At 66.6% G+C, this 21,248-nt stretch carries 17 protein-coding genes; 12 read left to right on the top strand and 5 right to left on the bottom strand.

Features of this window, described 5'->3' with window-relative positions:
* Positions 1-402 precede the first annotated feature (402 nt).
* On the top strand, positions 403-1,098 hold the full coding sequence (locus OU994_RS04625; protein WP_131147935.1) for a DUF4142 domain-containing protein: 696 nt from the start codon (positions 403-405) through the stop codon (positions 1,096-1,098).
* 121 nt (positions 1,099-1,219) lie between these two features.
* Here the strand turns inward: OU994_RS04625 and OU994_RS04630 are convergent, their stop codons facing one another.
* Complete coding sequence (locus OU994_RS04630; protein WP_281609805.1) at positions 1,220-1,693, bottom strand: OsmC family protein; 474 nt, start codon at positions 1,691-1,693, stop codon at positions 1,220-1,222.
* Positions 1,694-1,819: 126 nt separating this feature from the next.
* Between OU994_RS04630 and OU994_RS04635 the strand changes: the two genes are divergently transcribed.
* The 5 genes from OU994_RS04635 (at position 1,820) to OU994_RS04655 (ending at position 8,167) form a co-directional block, all read left to right on the top strand.
* Positions 1,820-3,340 carry a BCCT family transporter gene (locus OU994_RS04635; protein WP_281609806.1) on the top strand — a complete coding sequence of 507 codons (1,521 nt, stop codon included), beginning with the start codon at positions 1,820-1,822 and terminating at the stop codon, positions 3,338-3,340.
* Positions 3,341-3,382: 42 nt separating this feature from the next.
* Positions 3,383-3,964 carry a DNA-3-methyladenine glycosylase I gene (locus OU994_RS04640; protein WP_281609807.1) on the top strand — a complete coding sequence of 194 codons (582 nt, stop codon included), beginning with the start codon at positions 3,383-3,385 and terminating at the stop codon, positions 3,962-3,964.
* 474 nt (positions 3,965-4,438) lie between these two features.
* Positions 4,439-5,632, top strand: coding sequence for an FAD-dependent 5-carboxymethylaminomethyl-2-thiouridine(34) oxidoreductase MnmC (gene mnmC / locus OU994_RS04645; protein ID WP_281609808.1), 1,194 nt, complete (start codon positions 4,439-4,441; stop codon positions 5,630-5,632).
* 80 nt (positions 5,633-5,712) lie between these two features.
* Positions 5,713-6,414 (top strand): HAMP domain-containing sensor histidine kinase, encoded by a 702-nt coding sequence (locus tag OU994_RS04650; RefSeq protein WP_307731791.1) that lies wholly within the window; start codon positions 5,713-5,715, stop codon positions 6,412-6,414.
* A 10-nt stretch (positions 6,415-6,424) separates the two neighbouring features.
* Complete coding sequence (locus OU994_RS04655) at positions 6,425-8,167, top strand: tetratricopeptide repeat-containing response regulator (protein WP_281609809.1); 1,743 nt, start codon at positions 6,425-6,427, stop codon at positions 8,165-8,167.
* An 18-nt stretch (positions 8,168-8,185) separates the two neighbouring features.
* Here OU994_RS04655 and OU994_RS04660 read toward each other — a convergent pair whose 3' ends face one another.
* Positions 8,186-8,938: a PhaM family polyhydroxyalkanoate granule multifunctional regulatory protein gene (locus tag OU994_RS04660; protein ID WP_281609810.1), complete on the bottom strand. Its 753-nt coding sequence runs from the start codon at positions 8,936-8,938 to the stop codon at positions 8,186-8,188.
* A 97-nt stretch (positions 8,939-9,035) separates the two neighbouring features.
* Here OU994_RS04660 and OU994_RS04665 point away from each other — a divergent pair, with 97 nt between their 5' ends.
* The 5 genes from OU994_RS04665 to OU994_RS04685 all read left to right on the top strand — a co-directional run bounded on the left by OU994_RS04665 (position 9,036) and on the right by OU994_RS04685 (position 16,426).
* Entirely contained in the window at positions 9,036-10,166 is a 1,131-nt protein-coding gene (locus OU994_RS04665) for a DUF3108 domain-containing protein (protein WP_281609811.1), read from the top strand.
* A gap of 14 nt (positions 10,167-10,180) precedes the next feature.
* The gene (locus tag OU994_RS04670) at positions 10,181-10,927 is read left to right on the top strand and encodes a DUF3108 domain-containing protein (protein ID WP_281609812.1); all 747 of its coding nucleotides are present in this window, start codon (positions 10,181-10,183) and stop codon (positions 10,925-10,927) included.
* A gap of 448 nt (positions 10,928-11,375) precedes the next feature.
* Positions 11,376-12,749: a hypothetical protein gene (locus OU994_RS04675; protein WP_229420562.1), complete on the top strand. Its 1,374-nt coding sequence runs from the start codon at positions 11,376-11,378 to the stop codon at positions 12,747-12,749.
* 17 nt (positions 12,750-12,766) lie between these two features.
* Positions 12,767-13,594, top strand: a complete 828-nt coding sequence (locus OU994_RS04680) for a hypothetical protein (RefSeq protein ID WP_281609813.1) — start codon at positions 12,767-12,769, stop codon at positions 13,592-13,594.
* Between the two features lie 3 nt (positions 13,595-13,597).
* Complete coding sequence (locus OU994_RS04685) at positions 13,598-16,426, top strand: ATP-binding protein (protein WP_281609814.1); 2,829 nt, start codon at positions 13,598-13,600, stop codon at positions 16,424-16,426.
* Positions 16,427-16,547: 121 nt separating this feature from the next.
* Here the strand turns inward: OU994_RS04685 and OU994_RS04690 are convergent, their stop codons facing one another.
* The gene (locus OU994_RS04690; protein WP_281609815.1) at positions 16,548-18,704 is read right to left on the bottom strand and encodes a TonB-dependent receptor domain-containing protein; all 2,157 of its coding nucleotides are present in this window, start codon (positions 18,702-18,704) and stop codon (positions 16,548-16,550) included.
* Between the two features lie 199 nt (positions 18,705-18,903).
* Positions 18,904-19,707 carry an aminotransferase class IV family protein gene (locus OU994_RS04695; protein WP_281609816.1) on the bottom strand — a complete coding sequence of 268 codons (804 nt, stop codon included), beginning with the start codon at positions 19,705-19,707 and terminating at the stop codon, positions 18,904-18,906.
* 101 nt (positions 19,708-19,808) lie between these two features.
* On the opposite strand from OU994_RS04695, the gene OU994_RS04700 reads away from it, so the two are divergent.
* Positions 19,809-20,747 carry a LysR substrate-binding domain-containing protein gene (locus tag OU994_RS04700; RefSeq protein WP_281609817.1) on the top strand — a complete coding sequence of 313 codons (939 nt, stop codon included), beginning with the start codon at positions 19,809-19,811 and terminating at the stop codon, positions 20,745-20,747.
* On the opposite strand, the gene OU994_RS04705 is transcribed toward OU994_RS04700, so the two are convergent.
* The gene (locus OU994_RS04705; RefSeq protein WP_281609818.1) at positions 20,734-21,171 is read right to left on the bottom strand and encodes a DUF2141 domain-containing protein; all 438 of its coding nucleotides are present in this window, start codon (positions 21,169-21,171) and stop codon (positions 20,734-20,736) included. The genes OU994_RS04700 and OU994_RS04705 overlap by 14 nt on opposite strands.
* Between the last annotated feature and the right edge of the window lie 77 nt (positions 21,172-21,248).

The following is a 21,248-nucleotide window of genomic DNA, read 5'->3' on the forward strand; positions in this document are numbered from 1 at the left end:
CGACGGGCCAATGAAGCCAGCACCGGCCGCTTCGCGCGGCCGGTGCCTTTTTTGCCGGCCTCTCCTGGCTTCCGTGTACTTTCCCGCGCCACGCTCCCTCCCCATTTCCCTCCCCATTTCCCGCCTCATTTCCCGCCTCATTTCCACGCGTCACTCCCTGCGCCGCTTCCCGGCCTCACCCGCTACCCGGTCCAGCGTAATGTGCGTCTCCACCGCACGTTCCGCCGTAATATGCATATCTCATTCGATAAACCGCATAAGGAGCCTGACAGCGGCTTCGCTCCGTGTTTGTCCAGTTTGTTGTCAGAGTTTGTGTTCGAGTTTGTCCGAGTTTTTGTCCGAGTTTCTGTCGCGTATCGTGTCTTACAACCCGAAAATTTCAGACCACCACAGGAGAATGCAATGAACAAGGCAAGGATGTGGAAGAGTTACCTGGGCGTGCCGCTGCTGGCCGTGCTGATGGGCATGGGGTCCGCTTATGCCCAGTCGCTGGCGAAAGCCGACGAAAAGGCACTCAAGGACATGGCGATCGCCAACATGGCCGAGGTGGAAACCGCCAAGATCGCGCTGCAGAAGTCGCAGAATGCCGAAGTGAAGGCGTTCGCCCAGCAAATGGTGGATGACCATACCAAGGGGCTCGATGAAGTGAAGGCCGTGGCCCAGGCCAAGAACGTGACGCTGCCTAGCGAACCGGATGCCAAGCACAAGGCCATGGCGAAGAAACTGCAGGCGATGTCCGGCGAGAAGTTCGACAAGGCTTACCTCGACATGGCCGGCGTGAAGAGCCACAAGGAAGCGCATGCGCTGGTCGTCAAGACCCAGTCGAACGCCAAGGATGCCGACGTGAAAGGCCTGGCGGCGAAGCTGCAGCCCACCATCGACCAGCACATGGGCCATGTGCAGCAACTGGCCTCGTCCATGAAGGACATGAAGACCGGCACCGCGATGGGCGCTTCCGGCAGCGGCAGCACGGGCGGCTCGGCCATGCCGAAGAGCAAGGACAAGGTCGGCACCCAGCAGCAATCCAGCGGCAACACGGACAATCCGGCCAACCCGGCGAATCCGACCACCAATCCGGCGACCGCGCCGGCGAAATGACCTCGCCGGTTTGATCGCGGGCCTTGATCGCGACCCTCGATCGCAAACCATGGAAGCCCGGCGCATGCGCCGGGCTTTTTTATCTTTCCAGACCCGGCTGCTGACGCCGGGGCGCTGCGGATCAGCCCTCCGGCTCGATCGGCGGTTCGATCGTGATCTCGGTCTTCAGCGAGTTCGCGATGTAGCACTTGTCGTGCGCTTCATGGTGCATCGCCGCGATCTCGTCCTCGCCTGGCCAGTCACCGCCGGCGAACACGATCTCGGGGCGCATGGTGATGTTCGTCATCGACATCCGGCCGGCGCCATCCTTCTCCAGCAAACCGACGGGATTGTCGACATAGCTTTCCACGACATGGCCGCGCTTTGCCGCGATCGACAGGAAGAACAGCATGTGGCAGCTGGCCGCGGCGGCGACCAGCGCTTCTTCCGGATCGACATTGTCGGCCACCGACATCGGCAGCGGCACCGACAGCGGCGAGGACGACGCGGGCACGCGCAGGCCGCCGTCGAAGCGCCATTCGTGGCCGCGGCTGTATTTCTGGTCCAGGAACGGCTGGCCGTTGCGCTGCCATTCCAGTCGTGCTTCGAATTGCATGGGTTTCTCCATCCGGTTGTGATGCCGTGAGTGTAGCGCGCCGGCTGGCCAATCGGCCGACATGCTCCGGGGCGGAGCCCTATAATCGCCGGCTGGCCGCCGCAAGGCGCCATCCAAGGAGGTCTCATGCAACTGTTTTTCACGGCAGGGTTCATCCTGCTGATCGTCATCTGGGGCGTGCTCGCGCCCGACACCATGGCTGCGCAATTCGACATGCTGCTGGCCGCCATCACCCGCAACTTCGGCTGGCTGTACCTGTGGCTCGTGCTGGGCCTCGTGCTGTTCGCCCTGTTCCTGGCATTCAGCCGCTACGGCGACCTGAAGCTGGGCGGAGAAGATGAAACGCCGGAGTTTTCAACCAAAAGCTGGTTCTCGATGCTGTTCGCGGCCGGCATGGGCATCGGCCTGGTCTTCTGGGGCGTGGCCGAACCCATTTCGCACTTCAACGTGGCGCCGCCGCCCGGCATCCGGCCCGGCACGCCCGAGGCGGCCAATGCCGCCATGCGCCATGCGCTGTTTCACTGGGGTGTGCATCCGTGGGCGGTGTACAGCATCGTCGCGCTGGCGATCGCCTTCTTCCTGTACCGCCGCGACGGCCGCTCGCTGATCAGCACCGTGACAGATGCGCTGCCGTGGCGCTGGCCGAAACGGCTCGGCGGCCTGTTCAACGCGCTGGCCGTGATCGCCACCGCGTTCGGCGTGGCCGCTTCGCTGGGCATGGGCGCGCTGCAGATCAACAGCGGGCTGACGTCCGTGTTCGGCCTGCCCAACACGCAGGTCACGCAGGTGGCCATCATCGTCGTCGCCACCGCGCTGTTCATCACCTCGGCGGTGAGCGGCGTCGACAAGGGCGTGCGCATCCTGTCCAACGCCAACATGATGCTGGCGGCGCTGCTGGCATTGGCGGTGTTCATGCTCGGGCCGACCGTCATCATCGTCGACACGCTGACCAACACGGTAGGCACCTACCTGTCCGAATTCGTGCGCATGAGCCTGCGCATGACGCCGTTCCGCGACACCAACTGGGTAGGCGGCTGGACCATCTTCTACTGGGCCTGGTGGGTCTCGTGGTCGCCGTTCGTGGGCCTGTTCATCGCCCGCGTGTCGCGCGGGCGCACGATCCGGGAATTCATCATCGGTACCGTGGCGGCACCGTCGCTGGCCGCCTTCCTGTGGTTCTCGATCTTCGGCGGTACCGCGCTGTACATGGAAGTATGGCAGCACGTGCCGCTCTCCGAAGCGGTCAAGGCGGACGTGTCGACCGCGCTGTTCCAGATGTTCCAGGCCCTGCCGGGGGGCGCGGCGATGTCGGTCGTCGCCACCGTGCTGGTGCTGGTGTTCTTCGTCACGTCCGGCGACTCGGCGGTGCTGGTACTGAGCATGATGAGCACCAGCGGCAATCCGCATCCGCCGGCGCGCGTCAAGGTGATCTGGGGCGTGCTGGTCGCGGGCATCGCCCTCAGCCTGCTGCTGGCCGGCGGCCTGAAGGCGGTGCAGACGGCCACCATCGTATTCGCGCTGCCGTTCACGGTCGTCATCGTGCTGATGGCGTGGTCGCTGTGGCGAGCCATCGTCCACGACTGGGACGAGGAACAGCGGCGCGAGCGCGAACTGCGCCGCAAGCTGCGGCAGATGGCGGGGCAGTAAGCTCCACTATACTGGCGGCTTGTCAACTTGCCGCCAGCCGCCATGTCCACCGCCGTCCGCTGCACCTGGGCCAATCCCGCCAATCCCCGCTATATCGCCTACCACGACGATGAGTGGGGCGTGCCGTGCCACGACGAGCGCCGGCTGTTCGAGATGCTGAACCTGGAGGGCGCCCAGGCGGGGCTGTCGTGGGAAACCATCCTGAACAAGCGCGACACCTACCGCGCCGCGTTCGACGGCTGGGATCCGGTGCGGATTGCCGCCTACGGGCCGGACAAGGTGGCCGAACTGCTGGCCAACCCCGGCATCGTGCGTAACCGCCTGAAGGTGGCCGCGGCCATCACGAATGCGCAGGCCTATCTGCGCCTTCGCGAGCAGGGGCAGACACTGGATGGCTACCTGTGGGGCTGGGTGGACGGCAAGCCGATCCGCAACCACATCGGCACTCCGGCCGACCGCATGGCGAAGACGGAACTGTCCGACCGCATCTCGAAGGACCTGGGCAAGCGCGGCTTCAAGTTCGTCGGTTCCACCATCGTGTACGCGTACCTGCAGGGTATCGGCATCGTCAACGACCACGATGCCGGCTGCTTCCGGCAAGCGGAGTGCGCGCGCCTTGGCTGACCGCGTCATCCTCGACCTGGCGTTCGACGCGGGGCGCCTCGCCGCGGCCCGCGCGGCCGGTGGCGCGCTGCACTACATCGCGGTGATGCCGTCCCTGCCGGAAGTGGCGGACACGGAACTCGCCGCGCACTGGCGGGCGGATTTCCTGGTGGCGGTGCCGGGCCTGCACCGGCTGGAGCTCGATGGCGGCCGTACCCTTCTCGACATCGTGCTGGGCGAGGCTGAAGCGGTGCTGCCCGAACTGGATGCGCGGGTCGGCGAATTCATCGTGCCGTCGACGCAGGCACCGTTGCGGGCGCTGGCGCGGCTCGCGGTACCCGGCGCGCGGCTGCAGGCCCCCTGGGCGACGAAGCCTGGCGCCGTGCCCTGCGCGCCGCCGGCTTTTCGTGGGATGCCGAAACCGAACCCCTGCAAGCGCGCTACACGAGCCGCAAGCCGCAGCCGCCGCGGCCCGCGCCGCCGGTGCGCAGCGCCGTGGTCATCGGTGCCGGCGTGGCCGGTGCCGCCGCCTGCGAACGCCTGTGCGCGCGCGGCTGGCAGGTCACGCTGGTCGAGCGGCACGAGGAGCCGGCGCAGGAAGCGTCCGGCAACCGGGCCGGCATCTTCATGCCGCTGCTGTCGCGCGACGACAATATCCCGACGCGCCTGACGCGCGCGGCCTACCTGTACGCGCTGCGCCGCTGGCACGCGCTGGGCGGCATGGCGCCCGATGGCAGCGCGCCGATCCTCGGCCAGCAGTGCGGCGTGCTGCAGCTGGCCCGCGATGCGGAACACGCGGCATTGCAGGAAGAAGTGGCCGGCGCATGGCGCTATCCCGAGGAGTATGTGCGCTGGCTGGATGCAGCGCAGGCATCCGCGCTGCTCGGTTCCGCCACGCCGCATGGCGCCTGGCTGTTTCCACAGGGCGGCTGGGCCAACCCGGCGTCGGTGTGCCGGGCCATGCTGGCCGCGTGTGGCGAGCGCCTGCGGCGCGTGTTCCATGCCGAAGCGCTGGCGCTGGAACGGGCGGGCGAGCGGTGGCTGGTGCGCAGTGCCGCGGGAGCCGTGCTGGCCGAAGGCGCCCACGTGGTCGTGGCCTGCGGCGCCGGTGCGATGCAGTTGCCGCAGACGGCACCGCTGCCGCTGTACACGATGCGCGGGCAGGTTACCCACCTGGACGCCGGCACCTTCGCGGCGCTGCCGCTGGTGGTGTGCCGCGAGGCTTACATGACGCCCGCCTCCGGCGGCATCGCCAGCGTCGGCGCCACGTATGACCGCACGTCGGACCGTGAAGCCGACCGCACGCTGTGGCCATCGAGCCAGGCGGAAAACCTGGCGCGGGCGCGCGAGATCCTCGGTGCCGGACGCGTGCCGGACGACGCGCCGCTGGCCGGCCGGGTGGGCTTGCGCTGCATGGCGCCGGACCGGCTGCCGCTGGTGGGCGCCTTGCCGGACCATGGCGCGGCAAACCAGCCGGAGCGCCTGCGCGACGTGGTGCGCCACCCGGGCCTGTACGGCTTGCTGGGCTATGCCTCGCGCGGGCTGATCTGGGCACCGCTGGCGGCCGAGTTGCTGGCTTGCCAGCTTGACGGACTGGCATCGCCGCTCGAGGCCACGCTGGCCGCCGCCCTCGATCCGGGCCGGTTTTTGCTCAAGGCACGCCGAAAAACTGTCGCAATCGCGCCATAGCGCCGCCGTAAAACCCGGGTAAACCCTGATTTCATGCGGGTTCACGGCTATAATTGCCCTACTGAAACTTTTGCGGGGTAATGATGGAAGATCGTGGCGGCTCGCCCGAGCTGTTCGTGTTTCTGGCTTCCACGGTACACGACATGAAGAATTCGCTCAGCGTGCTGGGCGGAACGCTGGAAAACCTGCTCGGCAAGACGCCGCAGGCGAACCAGGATGCCTCGTACCCGCAAATGGCGCACATGCTGTACCAGACCCGCCGGCTGTCCGACAACCTGATGCAGCTGCTGGCGCTGTACAAGGAAGTGGGCAAGCCCACCTATCCGTTCGAGCCCGTCACGGTGCCACTGGGCGAGCTGGTGCACCAGGTGGCCAGCCAGTCGCGCGTGCTGCTGGACGCCAAGGAGATCCGGCTCGACCTCGACTTCAGCCACGAGCTGCTGTGGACCCTGGATGAAGACCTCGTGATCGGCGTACTGTGCCACGCGATCAACAATGCCGTGCGCTACACGCGCGACCGCATCCGCCTGTCGATCGCCGAACACGACGGCATGCTGGAATTCCGCGTCGAGGATAACGGCATGGGCTTCCCGCCATCGATGCTGGAAGCGGGCGCCGTGGTGGGGCAGGGCGTCAACTTCCTCACCAACAGCAGCGGCCTGGGGCTGTTCTTCGCCAGCGAAGTGGCGAAGATGCACAAGCGGCGCCAGCGCGGTGGCAGCATCCGCCTGGAGAACGGCGGCCCGCTGGGCGGCGGCTGCTTTGTCCTGACCCTGCCCTAGGTCGCCGGCCATGACGAGTACCTACATCACCGCGAGCGGCGCACCGGTTCCCGAGATTTCCGGCGTGGACTGGGGAGAAAAGCGCTACCTGATCGTCGACGATTTCGTCGGCATCCGGCAACTGCTGCGCGAATCGCTGCGCAATATCGGCGCCCGGCACATCGACCAGGCTTCTTCCGGCGGCGAGGCGATGACGCTGCTCGGCCGCACCCATTACGACGTGGTGCTGTGCGACTTCAACCTGGGCGAAGGCAAGAATGGCCAGCAGGTACTGGAAGAAGCGCGCGTGCGCAACCTGATGGTGCCCAGCAGCGTGTGGCTGATGGTATCGGCCGAGAAAAGCGTGGAATCGGTGATGGGCGCGGCCGAGCACCAGCCGGACGCCTACATCATCAAGCCGATCACCGAGGGCGTGCTGCTGACGCGTCTGAACCGCGTGTGGCACAAGAAGCAGGTCTTCCAGCAGATCGATGCCGCCTACATCGACAAGGATTACCTGCGCGCGGCCCGGCTGTGCGACGAGCAGATCGAGCGCCACAAGGTGCACGAGATCGACCTGATGCGCATGAAGGCGGCCCTGCTGCTGAAGGCGGGCGAACCGGAAAAGGCGCGCGTGGTGTATGAGCGGCTGCTCGAGGAGCGCGAGTACAACTGGGCGCGCACGGGCCTGGGCAAGATCCGCCTGGCCAATGGCGACCACGAGGCGGCACGCCAGATGTTCCAGGGCGTGATCGCCGAAAACCGTTTCTATATCGATGCCTACGACCAGCTGGCCGCGTCGCTGGAGCTGCTGGGCCGCCACGAGGATGCCTGCGGCGTGCTGGAAAAGGCCGCCAGGCTGTCGCCGAACTCGGTGCCGCGCCAGCGCAGCCTGGGCAACGCCGCGCTGCGCATCGGCAACGTGCAGCTGGCCGAGCATGCGTTCCGCAAGTGCCTGGTGATCGGCGAATACTCGATCCGGCGCACGGTCGACGCCTACCTGGGCATGGCGCGCGTGTGCGGCATGAAGAACGATACCAAGGAGGCGCTGCGGCTGCTGGCCATCGCGCAGCGCGATTTTCCCGGCGAGGTGGTGCAGCTGCGCAGCAAGGTCACCGAGGGCCTGGTGTACCACGAGAGCGGCGACTACCGCCGGGCGCGCAAGTCCGGCGACCAGCTCGAGGCGATGCTGGAAGCGGAACCGAAGCGCCCGCACACCGCCACCTGCATCGAGATGGCCACGCTGCTGTTCGCGGTCGGCGTCAAGGATGCGCCGGTGGAGCTGCTGTGCCACGTGGTGCGCAACAACCACGACAACGCCGTGCTGCTCGACGACGTGCAGAAGATCTTCGACAAGGCGCGCATGAGCGAGGAGGGCGTGGACCTGATCGCCGCGGCGCGCAAGGAAGCGTCGGAGATGATGAACCAGGGCGCGCTGCTGTGGAAGACCGGCCGGCTCGGCGATGCGGTGGCGTGGATGCGGGCATCGCGCGAACGCCTGCCGGACAATATGCGCATCCTGTTCAACTCGGCGCAGATGCTGATCAACCTGATGCAGCAGCAGGGCTACAGCGAAGAACTGATGGTCGAGGCGAACGGCGTGCTGATGCACGTGGATGCACTGGCGCCCGGGCAGCAGCGTTTCGCGCAGCTGGTCGAACAGCTGCAGGAACTGGTGCCGCGGCGCCGGGATGCCGCCGATGGTGCGAATAGTGCGAATAGTGCGGACAGCGCGGACAGCGCGGCCGAGACGCCGGCCGCGGCCGAAGAATAAGCCGCCGCGGCGCGGGCGCTACTCCTTCTTCGGCACCGTCTTGCGCGCCGGTGCCTTGCGGGCCGTGCCGGCGCTGTCGGGTTTTGCTTCCTGTTCCGACCCGGCTGCCGCTGCCTCCCCCGCACCGGCGGCAGGTGCGCCATCGCTGGCGGCGGCCGGTGCCGGTGCCGGCTTCGCCTCCGGCGTCATCGCGGTGGAGACAGCCTGCTTGAACTGTTCCTGCAGCATGTTCCACCAGATGGCGGGGTTGGCCATCTGTGCGGCCGCCGCCGCGGCGAGGTCGGGCTTCGGTGGCGCATCCTCGGCGGGCTTGCCTTCCGTACTGGCCGCCGGCTTCGGCTGCGCCCTGGCCTCGGGTTTCGCTTCCGGCCGCGGCGCCGGTGGCGGGGCCGGTCTCGGCGTGACCTTGGCGGGCTCGAATTGGTTGAAGAACGCGGCCGCGTAGGGATTCGCGTCGAACAGCGTTTTTTCCGGGCGCCCCGGCTTTTGCTGCATCGAGTCGGCCAGGCTCTGGCCCATCGACTTCAGGGTTGCAATCGTGCCGCGCTGGACTTCCAGCGCCTGGATACTGCTGCGCAGCATCGTGCCATTCAGGTTCAGCCAGGCTTCCACGGCCTTCAGGTCGTTGATCTTCTTGTCCAGCTCATCCAGCGACAGCGTGGGCGATGCAAGGCCGGGAACGCCCATGCTGCCCCACAGCGATTTCACGAAATCCAGGGTGTCCGTCATCACGGCCGCGCCGGGGATGTTGGACATTTGCGGTGTGCTCATGGCATGTCTCCAAAGCTTTGGTGGGTACCTTCGGCGCCTAGCGTAGCAGATTTGACACCATCGCCGGCAAAAAACGGAAGCGTTTACACTAGGGGGCATGACGATCGTTTCCTTTCTTTCCCGCCGGCGCCGCGCGCTGGTGCTGTGCGCGGCCACCGTGGCGCTGCACTACGTGACGATCGGCTGGCTGGCGGCACGCATCGGCACGGCCGATACGCCACGGGAACAGGTGCCGATGAAGGTCAGCGCGCAATTGCGGCCGGCGCTGCCGGCGCGGGTGGCGAGCCCGCCGCGGCAGGCGCCCGTGCCGGCCCCTGCGCCAGCCAGTGCGCGTCCGCCGGTGCCGTCCGCGTCACGGATCGCCGCGCCGGCCGACCCGGTTCCCGAGCCGGTGCCGGAGCCGGTGGCCGGGCCGGTGCCGGCCGTGGTGGCGGCTCCCGTTCCAGTCGATCTCGTGGCACCGCCGGTGCAAGGCGGCGCTGCGCCGCGGCCTGCCGACGTACAATCGGCGGCCGACAGCACGCCGGCCGCGGCGGCCGAACCGATGCCGGGCCGGCGCTTCCGCGTCAATCCGCCGCCCAGCGCGACCTTCGAACTGGAAGTAAACCGGACCGACGCGGATGGCACGAAATGGAGCGGCAGCGCGGACATGCGCTGGCAGACCGACGGCAGCACGTACAAGGTGGGCCTGGACGTCGGCATCAGCGTGCTGGTGGCGCGGGTCGGCCTGCTGGAACTGGCCAGCGAAGGCACGATCGACGATGGCGGCATCGCCCCCGTGAAGATGACGGAAAAGCGCCGCAGCCGCGCGATGACGGCCACGCACTTCGATCACGAGGGCAAGCGCATCACGTTCTCGGCCAGCACGGCCGCGGTGCCGATGGCGGCCGGCGCGCAGGACAAGGCCACCGTGCCATTCCAGCTTGCCGCGATCGGCCGCGGCGACGTCAACCAGTTCGGCAGCGATATCGATATCCAGGTGGGCGAAGACCGCGAAGCCACCGTGTACCGCTTCGTGCTGGTCGGCGAGGAGGAGCTGGATACGAAAATGGGCCGGCTCGTGACGTGGCGCCTGGCGCGCCCGCCTCGGCCCGGCAGCTACAACGCGCGGCTCGATATCTGGCTGGCCCCCGGCCTGGACTGGTATCCCGTGCAGATCCGCAATACGGAACGCAGCGGCGCCGTGACGACGCAGACCGTCACGAAGATCCTGCGCCCTGCAAGCTGACCAAGGAAAAAAATATGAAACACATCCCGTACCGTGCCGCGCTGGCGGCCTGGCTGATCGCAGCGTCGCTCCCGGCGGCCGCCCAGGACGAGCGTCCGGCGGTGAAGTACAAGTTCGACCTGCCGCCATCGGCGGAGCTGAGCTACACGGTCAAGGCCAGCAGCCACGGCATCCCGCTGTCCGGCAACGGCACCATCGGCTGGCAGCAGGGCGGCGGCAAGTACACGCTGGTGACGGAAGCCCGCTCCGGCATGTTCGGCAAGGTGCTCGAATACCGCAGCGAAGGCACGGTCGACGCCTGGGGCCTGGCGCCGGACACCTACTACGAGAAGCGCATCCGCAAGGGTGCCGGCACCACGACCTTCCGGCGCGATGCGAAAACCATCGACCTGGCCGACAGCGACAGCACGGTGCCGATCCACGGCGGCGAACAGGATCGCAGCAGCGCGCCCTGGCAGCTGGCCGCCATCGCCCGCGCCTCGCCGCAGAAATTCGTGCCCGGCTCGGAATGGAAGTTCTACGTGGCCGGCCGGCGCAACGCCGATACCTGGAGTTTCAAGGTGGTGGGCACCGAAACGGTCAAGACCGGCGTCGGCGACGTGAAAGCCGTCCACTTCAGCAAGGCGCCGCCGAAAGGCAAGGGCCAGCAGGTCGACCTGTGGCTGGCGCCGTCGCTGGAATGGTATCCGGTGCGCCTGGTGTTCATGGAAGAAGACGGCGATTCCTTCGAGCAACTACTCGACAAGGTAGTAAAAAAGTAAAAGTTGCTTCAAAAATGGGGACGGACCCTGTTTTTCAGGCAATAACAAGCGGAAAAATGGCCACAGTTGCCGAAGTCCTGGTGTCGGACACTGGCTTTTCGGTGTCGGACACCGGTTTCCAAAAATCGGGACGGACCCTGTTTTTCAGGCAATAACAAGCGGAAAAGTGGCCACAGTCGCCGAAGTCCTGCTGTCGGACACCGGCTATTCGGTGTCGGACACTGGTTTCTGCTGAAAAATCGCCAATTTGCCGACAAAAACCGGTGTCCGACACCTGGCGGTGTCCGATACCAGCGGCACGAACAGGGTCCGTCCCCACTTTCCGGGCAACGATTGCCTTGCCGCCGGCAACGGTTTTGCTAGCCGGAACTGGTATACTCACGTCCCCGCCTGAGTTCGCAAGCCGTTGAAGGTTTAAGCAGCAGGGCGCCCAGAACCCCGGAGCGCGATGAGTAATACCGCACATGCGGCAGCCAGCACAGCCACGGCTGCCGAACACAATTCCATTGAGCACGAACAGGCACTGCAGGCGCATTTCCAGCCGCACGTGTCCGTCGACGAGATCGAGCAAGTCTTCCACCTGAAGCGCGCGCAGCCGCTGCTGCAGGTGTTTACGGCGCTGTTCCACGGCGGTTTCGAGAGCGTGCTGGTGCGCCTGCTGGTGCTGCGCGAGCTGGCCAACGACGCCACTTCGTCGGCGTTTTCGCGCGCCGACATCAACACGCGCCTGGCCTACCTGCTGCCGGAAAGCCTGGAAACGGTGCTGATGCGCCTGCGCACCAACGGCCTGCTGGCCTGGGATGCACAGCAGGGCGTGTACCGCGTGACGCCGATGGCGCGCAACGTGCTCTCCTCGATCGACGCGCTGCTGACCCTGGGCCAGGACCATGACGAAGCGGAAATGGGCTTCCTGCTGTCGCAGGTGGCCGGCGCGCAGGCGGTGGGAGGCGTCACCAGCGAGCAGCTGCAGCACCTGCTGGGCCGCCTGACCGACCTGACCGACGAATTCCGCGACGCCATCGCTTCCGGCTCCGAATTCCGCCTGCGCGAGTCGCAGGCCAAGTGGCACACCGCGTGCGACTGGGTGGAGAAGGGTTCCGAGATCCTGCGCGCCATCACCAGCGACGAAAACGCCGATGCGGCCACGCACCGCGCCGCGCAGGCGATCGGCCGGGCCCAGAGTTCGCTGCTGAACATGCAGGGCATGTTCTCGCGTGCGCTGAACCAGATCGAGCGGCAGCGCGTGCACCTGGGCCAGTCGGGCCTGTCGACGACCGACATCAAGCGCTGGCTGCTGGCGCACCAGGACCTGGCTTCGCTGGCGGAAGACGCCATCGAACAGCCTGTGAAGCCCCTGTTCATCACGCCGGCCGAGATGATCGACGTGGCCGAGACCGAGCTGATGGCCGAGCGCGTGGCCGTCGTCGCCTCCGGCCTGCCGTCCGGCGAGGACGCGCCGCTGACGGTGAACGAAGACCAGGACATGCAGCGCGAGCTCGATGACTGGCTGGCGCGCCTGTCGGATTTCGCCACGCTGAACAATTTCCCCAGCATCGCCGACGAATCGCCGAAGGACATCAACGTGCACGAAGCGTTGCTGCCGGCCAGTTTCGCGGTGGCCTCGTACCGCGCGTCGATGCTGCCGCTGCTGGGCGACGAGGGCGAGGCAAGCCTGCAGGGAGCCACCGCCGCACTGGCGCGCCTGCCGCTGCAGTTCGCGCCCACCGACATGATGGTGCAACTGGATGACATGGAGGTGGCCGCGATGACGCTGGCCCGCCTCTCCCTCGATGTGAACGATGGCGACAAGGCCGCGAGCTGACTTATGCGAGTTACAAAATGAATGACGATTCCCAGATTCTGATCGCCCGCCTGCTGACGCACCAGACGCTGCGCCGCGACGACCGCCTCGTGAAACGCGCGCTGTCGGACGAACAGTTCCGCCAGGAAGTCGACGCGCGCCTGCTCGCCACCGGCCTGAAGCTGCTGGACAATGTCTACGCGGACCACGTCACGCTGGCGCTGCACCGCGCCATCGAACCGAAGATCTTCGGCGCGCGCGACACCTGGCAGAACAATAATTTCGGCCTGGCCCGCGACGGCGTGGCGCTGCTGGTGGTGCTGTGGGCGCTGATCATCCTGCCCAAGCGCGAGCGGCAGGAAACCCACCAGCACGCCGATGACGACCAGAACGACATGTTCGGCAACGACAAGCCGGTGCCGCGCGCCGAAGACACGTCGATCGGCATCCCGTACAAGGCGCTGCTGGCTGACTTCGGCGACAAGCTGGGCAAGAAGACGCGCATGGACATGAACCTGGGCATCCTGTCGAAGCTGGGCTTCATCGAGCGGCGCGGCGACATCCTCGTCGAAGGCCCGCTGCTCGACCTGCTGATGGATACCGACCTGCTGAAGGAACGCATCATCAACGGCGCGCTGGCCGAGGTGTTCAAGCGCGCGCCGGCGCAGGTTGTGCACATCCCGCGCGCCGTGCTCGCCGCCGCCAACGACACCGCCAGCGTGGATGACAGCGCGGCCGATCCCGCCGCCGAAGACGAAGTGGCCGCCGCGATCCGCGACGCCGCCGCTTCTGCCGACATTGACGCCAACAAAGACGCCAACGAGGGCGCCAACGACGGCGCCAACGATACCGAGAACCGGAGCTGACGCATGTTTCACATTAAATCGCTGGAGCTGGTCCACTGGGATTACTGGCAACGCATCAAGAACATTCCGCTGGACGCCAAGATCATCACGATCGCGGGCCAGAACGGCTCGGGCAAGACCACGCTGCTCGATGCGCTGCGCACGCTGTTCGGCCTCGACTGCTCGATGGGCCGCACGTACAAGCACTATGCCCGCCACTCCGGCCAGCAAAGCGCGTGGCTGCGCGCCGTGGTCGACAACCGGGCCCAGGGCCGGCAGCTGTCGAACCGGCCGTTCCGCTCCAGCGGCTTCTTCTCCGAGGATGAAGTCACGCTGTTCTGCCAGATCCAGAAGAACGGCGGCGACTGGAAGCGCCAGTACCTGATGCGGCCGGGGAATGTCGAGATCGAGGAAGTGACCGAGGCGAACGACTGGCTGGGTGTCGAGAACTACCGCAAGCGCCTGGCCAATGCGGGCCTGTCGCCGGCCATGGCCAAGGTGCTGGCGCTGGAGCAGGGCGAGACCGACAAGCTGTGCGAGTACGCGCCGCGCCAGTTGCTGGACCTGGTGTTCCAGGTGTTCGGCGACAAGGAAGTGCTCGACGCCTACGACGAGGCGAAGCGCCACCAGCGCGATACCGAGGAAGAGCTGAAACGCTTCGAGGCGGAGCTGGAGGGATCGCGCGCGAACCTGGAAGGCCTGCGCCTGCGCGTGGCCAACTACCATCAATGGGAAACGCTGCACAAGGAACGCCGCAACCTGCAGGAAGAAGTGCTGCCCACGCTGGAGTACCACGAGGCGCGCGAGAAGGCCAACAACATCGGCCGCCAGCTGCGCGAGGCGAAAAAGCCGCTGGCGCAGGTGGACCAGGTGATCGCCGACAAGCGCCGCGAAGTGGAACGCCAGGCCTTGCTGCTGCAGGAAGCGCAGCAGCAGGAAACGGTACTCGAGCAGGAGTCGACCGTGCTGCAGACGCGCCTGTCGTCGCTGAACGCGAAGCTGAAACCGCTGGACAGCCTGATCGAACAGAAGTCGCGCCTGCAAAAGCTCGCCGCCGAAGCGGGCGCCGACATTGCCGACGTGGCCAAGCAGCTGGAAGAAAAGGAAGCGGAGCTGGCGCGCCTGCGTGCATCGCGCGACGCGGTGTCGTCGCGCATCGCGGCCGACAAGGCCACCATCGCCGCGTTGCAGGGCAAGACGGCGATGCCGGAGCCGGACAACGTGCGGCAGATGCGCCGCGTGCTGCGCGATGCGAACATCCCGCATGCGATGCTGTCCGATATCGTCGAAGTCACCGATCCGAAATGGCAGGGCGCCGTTGAGGGCGTGCTGGGCGGCTATGCCTCGGTGGTGCTGCTGGAGAACGCGTCCGACGCGGCCGCCGCTTACCGCCTGGCCGAGAAGGAGCGCTATCGCCATTTCATCGTGCCCGAATGCGTGAAGGCGCACGAGCCGAAGAACGACAGCCTGCTGTCCGTGGTCCGCTTCACGGCGCGCGCGCCGGAATGGCTGATCGAGCAGCTGTCGCGCATCACCCGCGTGGATTCGGTGGAGCAGGGCGCGAAGCTCGGCAACATCGAGGAATGGATCACGCCCGACGCGTACCACAAGGAACGCCGCGGCGGCCGCTCGCTGTTCGTGGAAGTGTCGCGCTACCGCTTCGGTTCCGCCGGCCGCACGCAGCGCCAGGAAGCCATTGCGCGCAACCTGCCGTCGCTGGAAGCGGAAGAAGACAAGTTCACGCTGCAGATCAGCAAGCTGGCTTCCGAGACCAGCGCGCTGAAGGCCCGCGTGGCCGGTGTCGACGCGGTGAAGGAACTCTCCGCTCGCGCCGATGAATTCGACGAGGCGGTACGCGCCGCCGTGCCGCTGCGTTCCGAACGCCTGGAAGTGGGGTCGCGCCTGGGCGAGCTGCAAGGCCTGATGAAGAACGCGACGGTCGCCCGCACCCGTGCCGACGGCGCGTGGAACGGCGCGCGCATGGCGCTCTCCGAGGCGGAAGCGGGCATGCGCCTGAACTACAAGCGCCAGCTGGATCAGCGCTCCGACCACGCGCGCGCCTTGCTGGCGCTGCGCCGGCAATGGAAGCACCTGCCGGCCGCGTGGCGCCGCCCCGCGCGCCGCCAGGCCGTGGTGGCGCAGCACGTCAACGCGCACCAGGTCGACCTGCGCATCGCCAGCCTGCAGGCCAGCCTGGCACGCGACGACTGGGAACTCGACGCCACCGTCATCGACCAGTACGCGCGGCTCAACGAGCAGCTGTCGTCGCGCAAGAGCGAGACCGAGGAGCGCCGCTACCAGAACAACCGCGCGATCGAAGCCACCGGCAACGCGCGCGGCGCCTACATCGAGCGGCTGCGCTACACGATCAAGCAGTACACCAAGAACATCAAGGAGCTGGGCGAGCTGGCCAAGATCGAGGTCAGCGCCGATCCAGTGAAACTGGAGAACGACGACCTGCTGCTGGCGCAGGCCGGCCTGCACGTGCGCTTCAAGTTCGACGGCAAGGGCGTGATCGGCATGAACGACGGCGAAGCCTCCGGCGGCCAGCAGGTGATGAAATCGCTGGTACTGCTGATTGGCCTGCTGAAGTCCGACGAAGGCTCCGGCGGCTTCGTGTTCATCGACGAACCGTTCGCCCACCTGGACATCCGCAACATCCAGCTGGTCGGCGAGTTCCTGAAGAATACCGACGCCCAGTACCTGATGACGACCCCGCTGACGCACAACACGGACGTTTACGACCCTTCCGAACTCACGCTCATCACGAGCAAGAAAAAGAAGGACACGCAGTGGGCCCAGCCGATCTTCGTCCTCCAACGCAAGAAAGCCGAAGACAAAGCCGCTGCCTGACGCCAATGTTTCCCAGAACCGGGGTCAGACCCCGGTTTCAGGAAATATTTCCAAAAATCGGGGACTGTCCCCGATTTTTTACAACAGTTTTTGTGGCCGGGGCGCTACAGCGTGCGGTCGGCTAGAACCGGAACACCACGCCGCTGTACACCGAGAAGCCGTCGCCCGGATAGAAGTTGGCGGAATCGCGGCCCCTGGCGTTATCGACCGTGTTGGCGGCGGAGGCATAGTGCTTGTCGCCAAGGTTGCGGAAGTCCAGGTAGGCCTTCCATTTTTTGGCCGGATCCTCGTAGCCGAACTTGGCGGCCCAGATCACCGCCGATGGCGCCTTCAGGCTGTTGGCATAGTCGACGTAGTAGCCGGACAGCGCGCGGGTATTCAGGCCGGCATAGAAGCCGCCGGCCCGCTGGAACAGCAGCTCGCCCTGGTAGACGTGGCGCGGCAGGCTCGGCAACTCGTTCCCGCCGTAACGCGGGTCATCCCGATAATGGAAATCGCTGAACGTATAGGCCTGGCGGTAGCTCAGGCGGCTGCCTTCCGCGCTCTTCCACAGCCGGGACGTCAGCGCCGCTTCGATCCCCTGGTGGATGGTCTTGCCGGCGTTCGCATTGGCGATCAGCGCATCGACGCCCTGGCTGGCCTGCCGCACCACCGTGGACAGCAGTTCGCCGCTGATCCAGGAACGGTAAAGGGACAACGTGCCTTCGTGGCTGTCGCCGCCGGCACGCAGCCCGATCTCGGCCGTGGTGGCCTTCTGCGGTTTCAGCGGACGGATATACGGCACACCGGTACTGCCCATCTGCCACGTGACGGGCGGATCGATCGACCGCGAGACGTTCCCGAACACCGCCAGGTCCGGTGTTGCCTGGTACCGTAGCCCGACGCGCGGCGCGACGGCGTGCTCGTTGTAGCGCACGGCGCGGGGGAAGCTCTCGGTCGTCGTCAGGGTCGTGCGGTCGATATGCGCATCGCGGTCCACCTCGATCAGCGACAGGCCGGTCGACAGCGCAAGCTCGTCGCTCAGCTGCAGCTCGTTGGCCAGCGACAGCACGGTGTCGCGCGAGCCCGTGTACACGGTGTACTGGCGCTCGGTCGTGCGAACGGCGGTAGCGAGGTCCTGGTCGTACGCTTTCACATCCCCGTGCAGCAAGCGGGTATCGCTGAAGGCGACCGTGGTGTCGCTGCGCTTGCCGAACAGGGTATCGCCGGTGCGCAGGTAGCGCAGCGACACGCTGCCGTCCGTCGAACGCCAGTCCTGCGGTGTCGTCGAATACCGCCAGCCGTTGTCCAGCGGGTAGTCGTTGTAGGCCAGGCCCAGCTCCAGCTTCGAGCGGGCATCCAGCGTGAAGGTGGTCTTGCTGGTGATGAGCGTGGTGCCGGTTTTCTTGCGTGCGCTGGTGGTCGAATTGTTCTGGCGCGGATCGGCCTCCAGCTGGGCCAGCGTGATCGTGCTGCCGTTGCGCAGCTCCTCGTTGCGATGGCGGACGGTCAGGCGCGTCTCGACACGGTTGCTGAATTCGTGGCCGAGATTGAGGACATACTCGTTGCCGCTGTTCGGGGTATCCCGCTGGAATCCGTCGCGCTCGTTGTAGAAGTACGCCAGGTAATAGTCGGTCTTGTTATCGGCCGATACGCCGCCGGTACCCAGCCCGAACTTGCGGTAGCCATGGCTGCCGGCTTCGGCGCTGACCGACGTGCCGGGCGCCGAGCGGCCGGTGTGCGTGACGAAGTTGATGGCGCCGCCGAGCGACAACGCGGCGTAGGAGAACGCGTTGGCGCCGTTCAGCACCTCGGTGTAATCGAGCCCGTTCAGGGTCAGCAGGTCTTCCTGCGTGCCGCCGGGCCCCGTGATCGGCAAGCCGTCGTACAGGTACTTGATGCCCAGCGAATAGCCCTGGTAGAACGCGTTCAGTCCGGAGCCGCGAATGGAGATCTTGTTGGCGCCATTGCCGCTCGTCGCGGCGGCGAAGACGCCGGGCTGGTAGGCCAGCACGTCTTCCGCATTGGCCGAGCGGCCGCGTTCCACGTCGGCCTGTTTCACGACGCTGGCGGTGCCGGCGATCTGGTCCAGCCGGGCCCTGGCCTTGTCGGAATCGCGCAATGCCTGGCCATTCACGATGACCGTCGCGCCCACCAGCACTTCCGCCGCGCCGGCGGCATTCACGGCTTGCTGCGCGGCCGCGGCACCGCTGGCCAGGCACAAGGCGGTGCCGAGGCCCACGATCGCCGGGTTGCGTTTCTTCCTGGGATACCGCTCGTTCTTCTTGTTTTGCTTCACTTGTCCTGCCCCATGCCAGTTGAATGAATGGCATACGGTACAAGCTTGCAATCTCCATCCCAACCAATAAAAACTGCGTTCTATTGCAGAATTTTTTTCATATCGACAGCCGCCGAATGTCGCAGGAACGAGTCTCCTCGCACTTGCCCCGCCAGATGCCGGCCGGCTCCACGCCTGCACCGCTGCGCCTCGTCCGCGCTCATGGCACCACGAGCGGCTCGAGTGCGTAGGCCCCATGCAGCACCGCCACCAGCGGCGCGGCATCGGGTAACCGGGCCGTCCCGATGCGGTGCACCGCGACACCAGGCGTCCAGGAATTCATCACCGCGGCACCGCGCATGGTTGCGGCCTGCTCGGTCGTGATGGCCTGCGAGCGCTGTGGAATACCCAGCTCGGCCAGGCGCCGCCGCACGATCTGCATCGTGATACCGGACAGCATCGGCGCTTCGGGCCAGACCACCGAGTCGCCATCCCAGAATGCCAGGTTCCAGATACTCGCTTCGCTGAGATGGCCATGCCGGTCCATGAATGCGGCATCGTCATGGCCCTGCCTCGCGGCCTCGCGCAGGTACCAGGTCTTGGCGACTTCGCCGACGTGCTTGATGTGCGGGAGCATGCGTTCATGCCCGAACACGGCCAGGGACAGCGGGCCTGCCGGGCCGGCCGACGGCGCGGCGGTTCGCACCAGCACATGCGGTGCCTGCGCGGCCGCGCTGAATTCTCCCGCGGCGCAGTACACGGTGGCGACCAGCGACACGTCGTCCTCGCCTTCCGGCAGTGCGGCACGCAGCAATGCGCGGATCCGTTCATCGGGCAAGGCCTGCCCGAACAGTTCGTGGGAAGCGTTGCGCAGCCTGTCCAGGTGCAGGTCGAGGCCCCGCACCCGGCCGCCGCGCACCTGCATCGCGGTGAAGTGGGCATAGCCGGCAAAGGCGAGCGGCGCCAGCGCGTCGCGGTCCGCCGGCTCGCCGTCGCGCTGCACGGTGTGGAAAGTGGCTGTCATCGTTCGTTCCTCGTCGTCGTTGGAAGCGCCACTATCGCGAATTGACGGCCGGCTGTGAAACGCGTAGTTTTTGACGGATCATCAAATCCTGCTTGAAGATCATGAAACGAGTATTGCCCGGCACCCGCGCCCTGCGCACGTTCGAGGCGGCGGCGCGCCACCTCAACTTCACCCGCGCGGCCGACGAGGTGGGGCTGAGCGCCGCCGCCGTCAGCCACCAGATCAGGGAAATGGAAGACCAGCTGGACATCGTGCTGTTCGCGCGCACCAGCCGGTCGATGCGGCTGACGCCGGCGGGCGAACGGCTGTACCAGGCCACCAGCGCCGCGCTCGAATCGCTGCACCGCGCAGCCGGCGAGGCACGCCGGCTGCAAGGCGGCGCGGGGCCGCTGCGCCTCACGCTGGGGCCGCGCTTCGCCACCAACTGGCTGCTGCCGCGACTGCCCGCATTCCAGGCCGCGTATCCCGGCGTGCGGCTGTCGTTCGATGTCACGGACGAGCTGCGCGACCTCGACGCCGGCGATGCCGACGCGGCCATCCGCTTTGGCGCCGGCCGCTATCGCGGCACCGAATCGGTGCGGCTGTTCGGCACCGAACTCGTCGCCGTGTGCCACCCATCGCTGGCTGCAGGCGGCGCGCTGCGCGAGCCGCGCGACCTGCAAGGTTTCACGCTCTGCCATGTCGCATGCGAGACGGGGGGACGGGCATGGCCGCGCTGGCGCGACTGGATGGCCGCGGCGGGCATCGCCGGTTTCGAGGACGCCGGCTGCATGACCTTCGAGGACTCGAGCCATGTCGTGCAGGCCGCCATGGACGGCGGCGCCATCGGCCTGGTCGAGCTGCCGATGGTCGCGAGGGAACTGGACGAGGGTAGGCTGGTGCGCCTGTTCGGCGTGGCGGTGCCGGTCACGGACGATTTCGCGTACCACCTGGTTCATCCGGCCGGCGCCGGGCAGGATCCACGCATCGCCGCGCTGCGCGACTGGCTGCAGTCGCAGGTGCGGGCGGCGATGCCGCCGGACACGCTCAGCGCAGCTTGATGTCCACCACCGTCGGATCCTCCTTCACCTCGATCGCCGCATCCTCGAACTTCGGCGGCCCGAACATGACGGCGGGGTCGCGCGACATGCCCCAGCTTTCGTTCGGGATGCCCAGCACGCGGTCGAGTTCACCATTGTCGTTGGCGTCTTCGTAGGCCAGCACGGCGAAGGTGCCCGGCGGGACGTCGGGCACGGTCACCTTTGTCGTACCGGCTGCGGCGGGCACCGAGGCGGTGTACGCGCACTGCTTCAAGTAGCGCTCGCGGTCGCATACCGCGACGCTGACCTTGCCCTTGCCGGCCACGTTTTCCACCTTGATGTCGACAGTGGCCGCGGTGGCCGGAGCGGCATGCAGCAGCATGGCGCAGCCCAGTGCAGCCAGCGGGAGGAAGGCGCGCCGGGCGCGCCCGTTCAGCAACGTCATGTGAAATCCTTTCGTCAATGCGTGATCGTCAATGCTTGGTCGTCAATGCTTGGTCATCAATGCGTGGTCGTTGAAGG

This window comes from Pseudoduganella sp. SL102 (assembly GCF_027856995.1).
Lineage (GTDB): Bacteria > Pseudomonadota > Gammaproteobacteria > Burkholderiales > Burkholderiaceae_D > Rugamonas > Rugamonas albidiflava.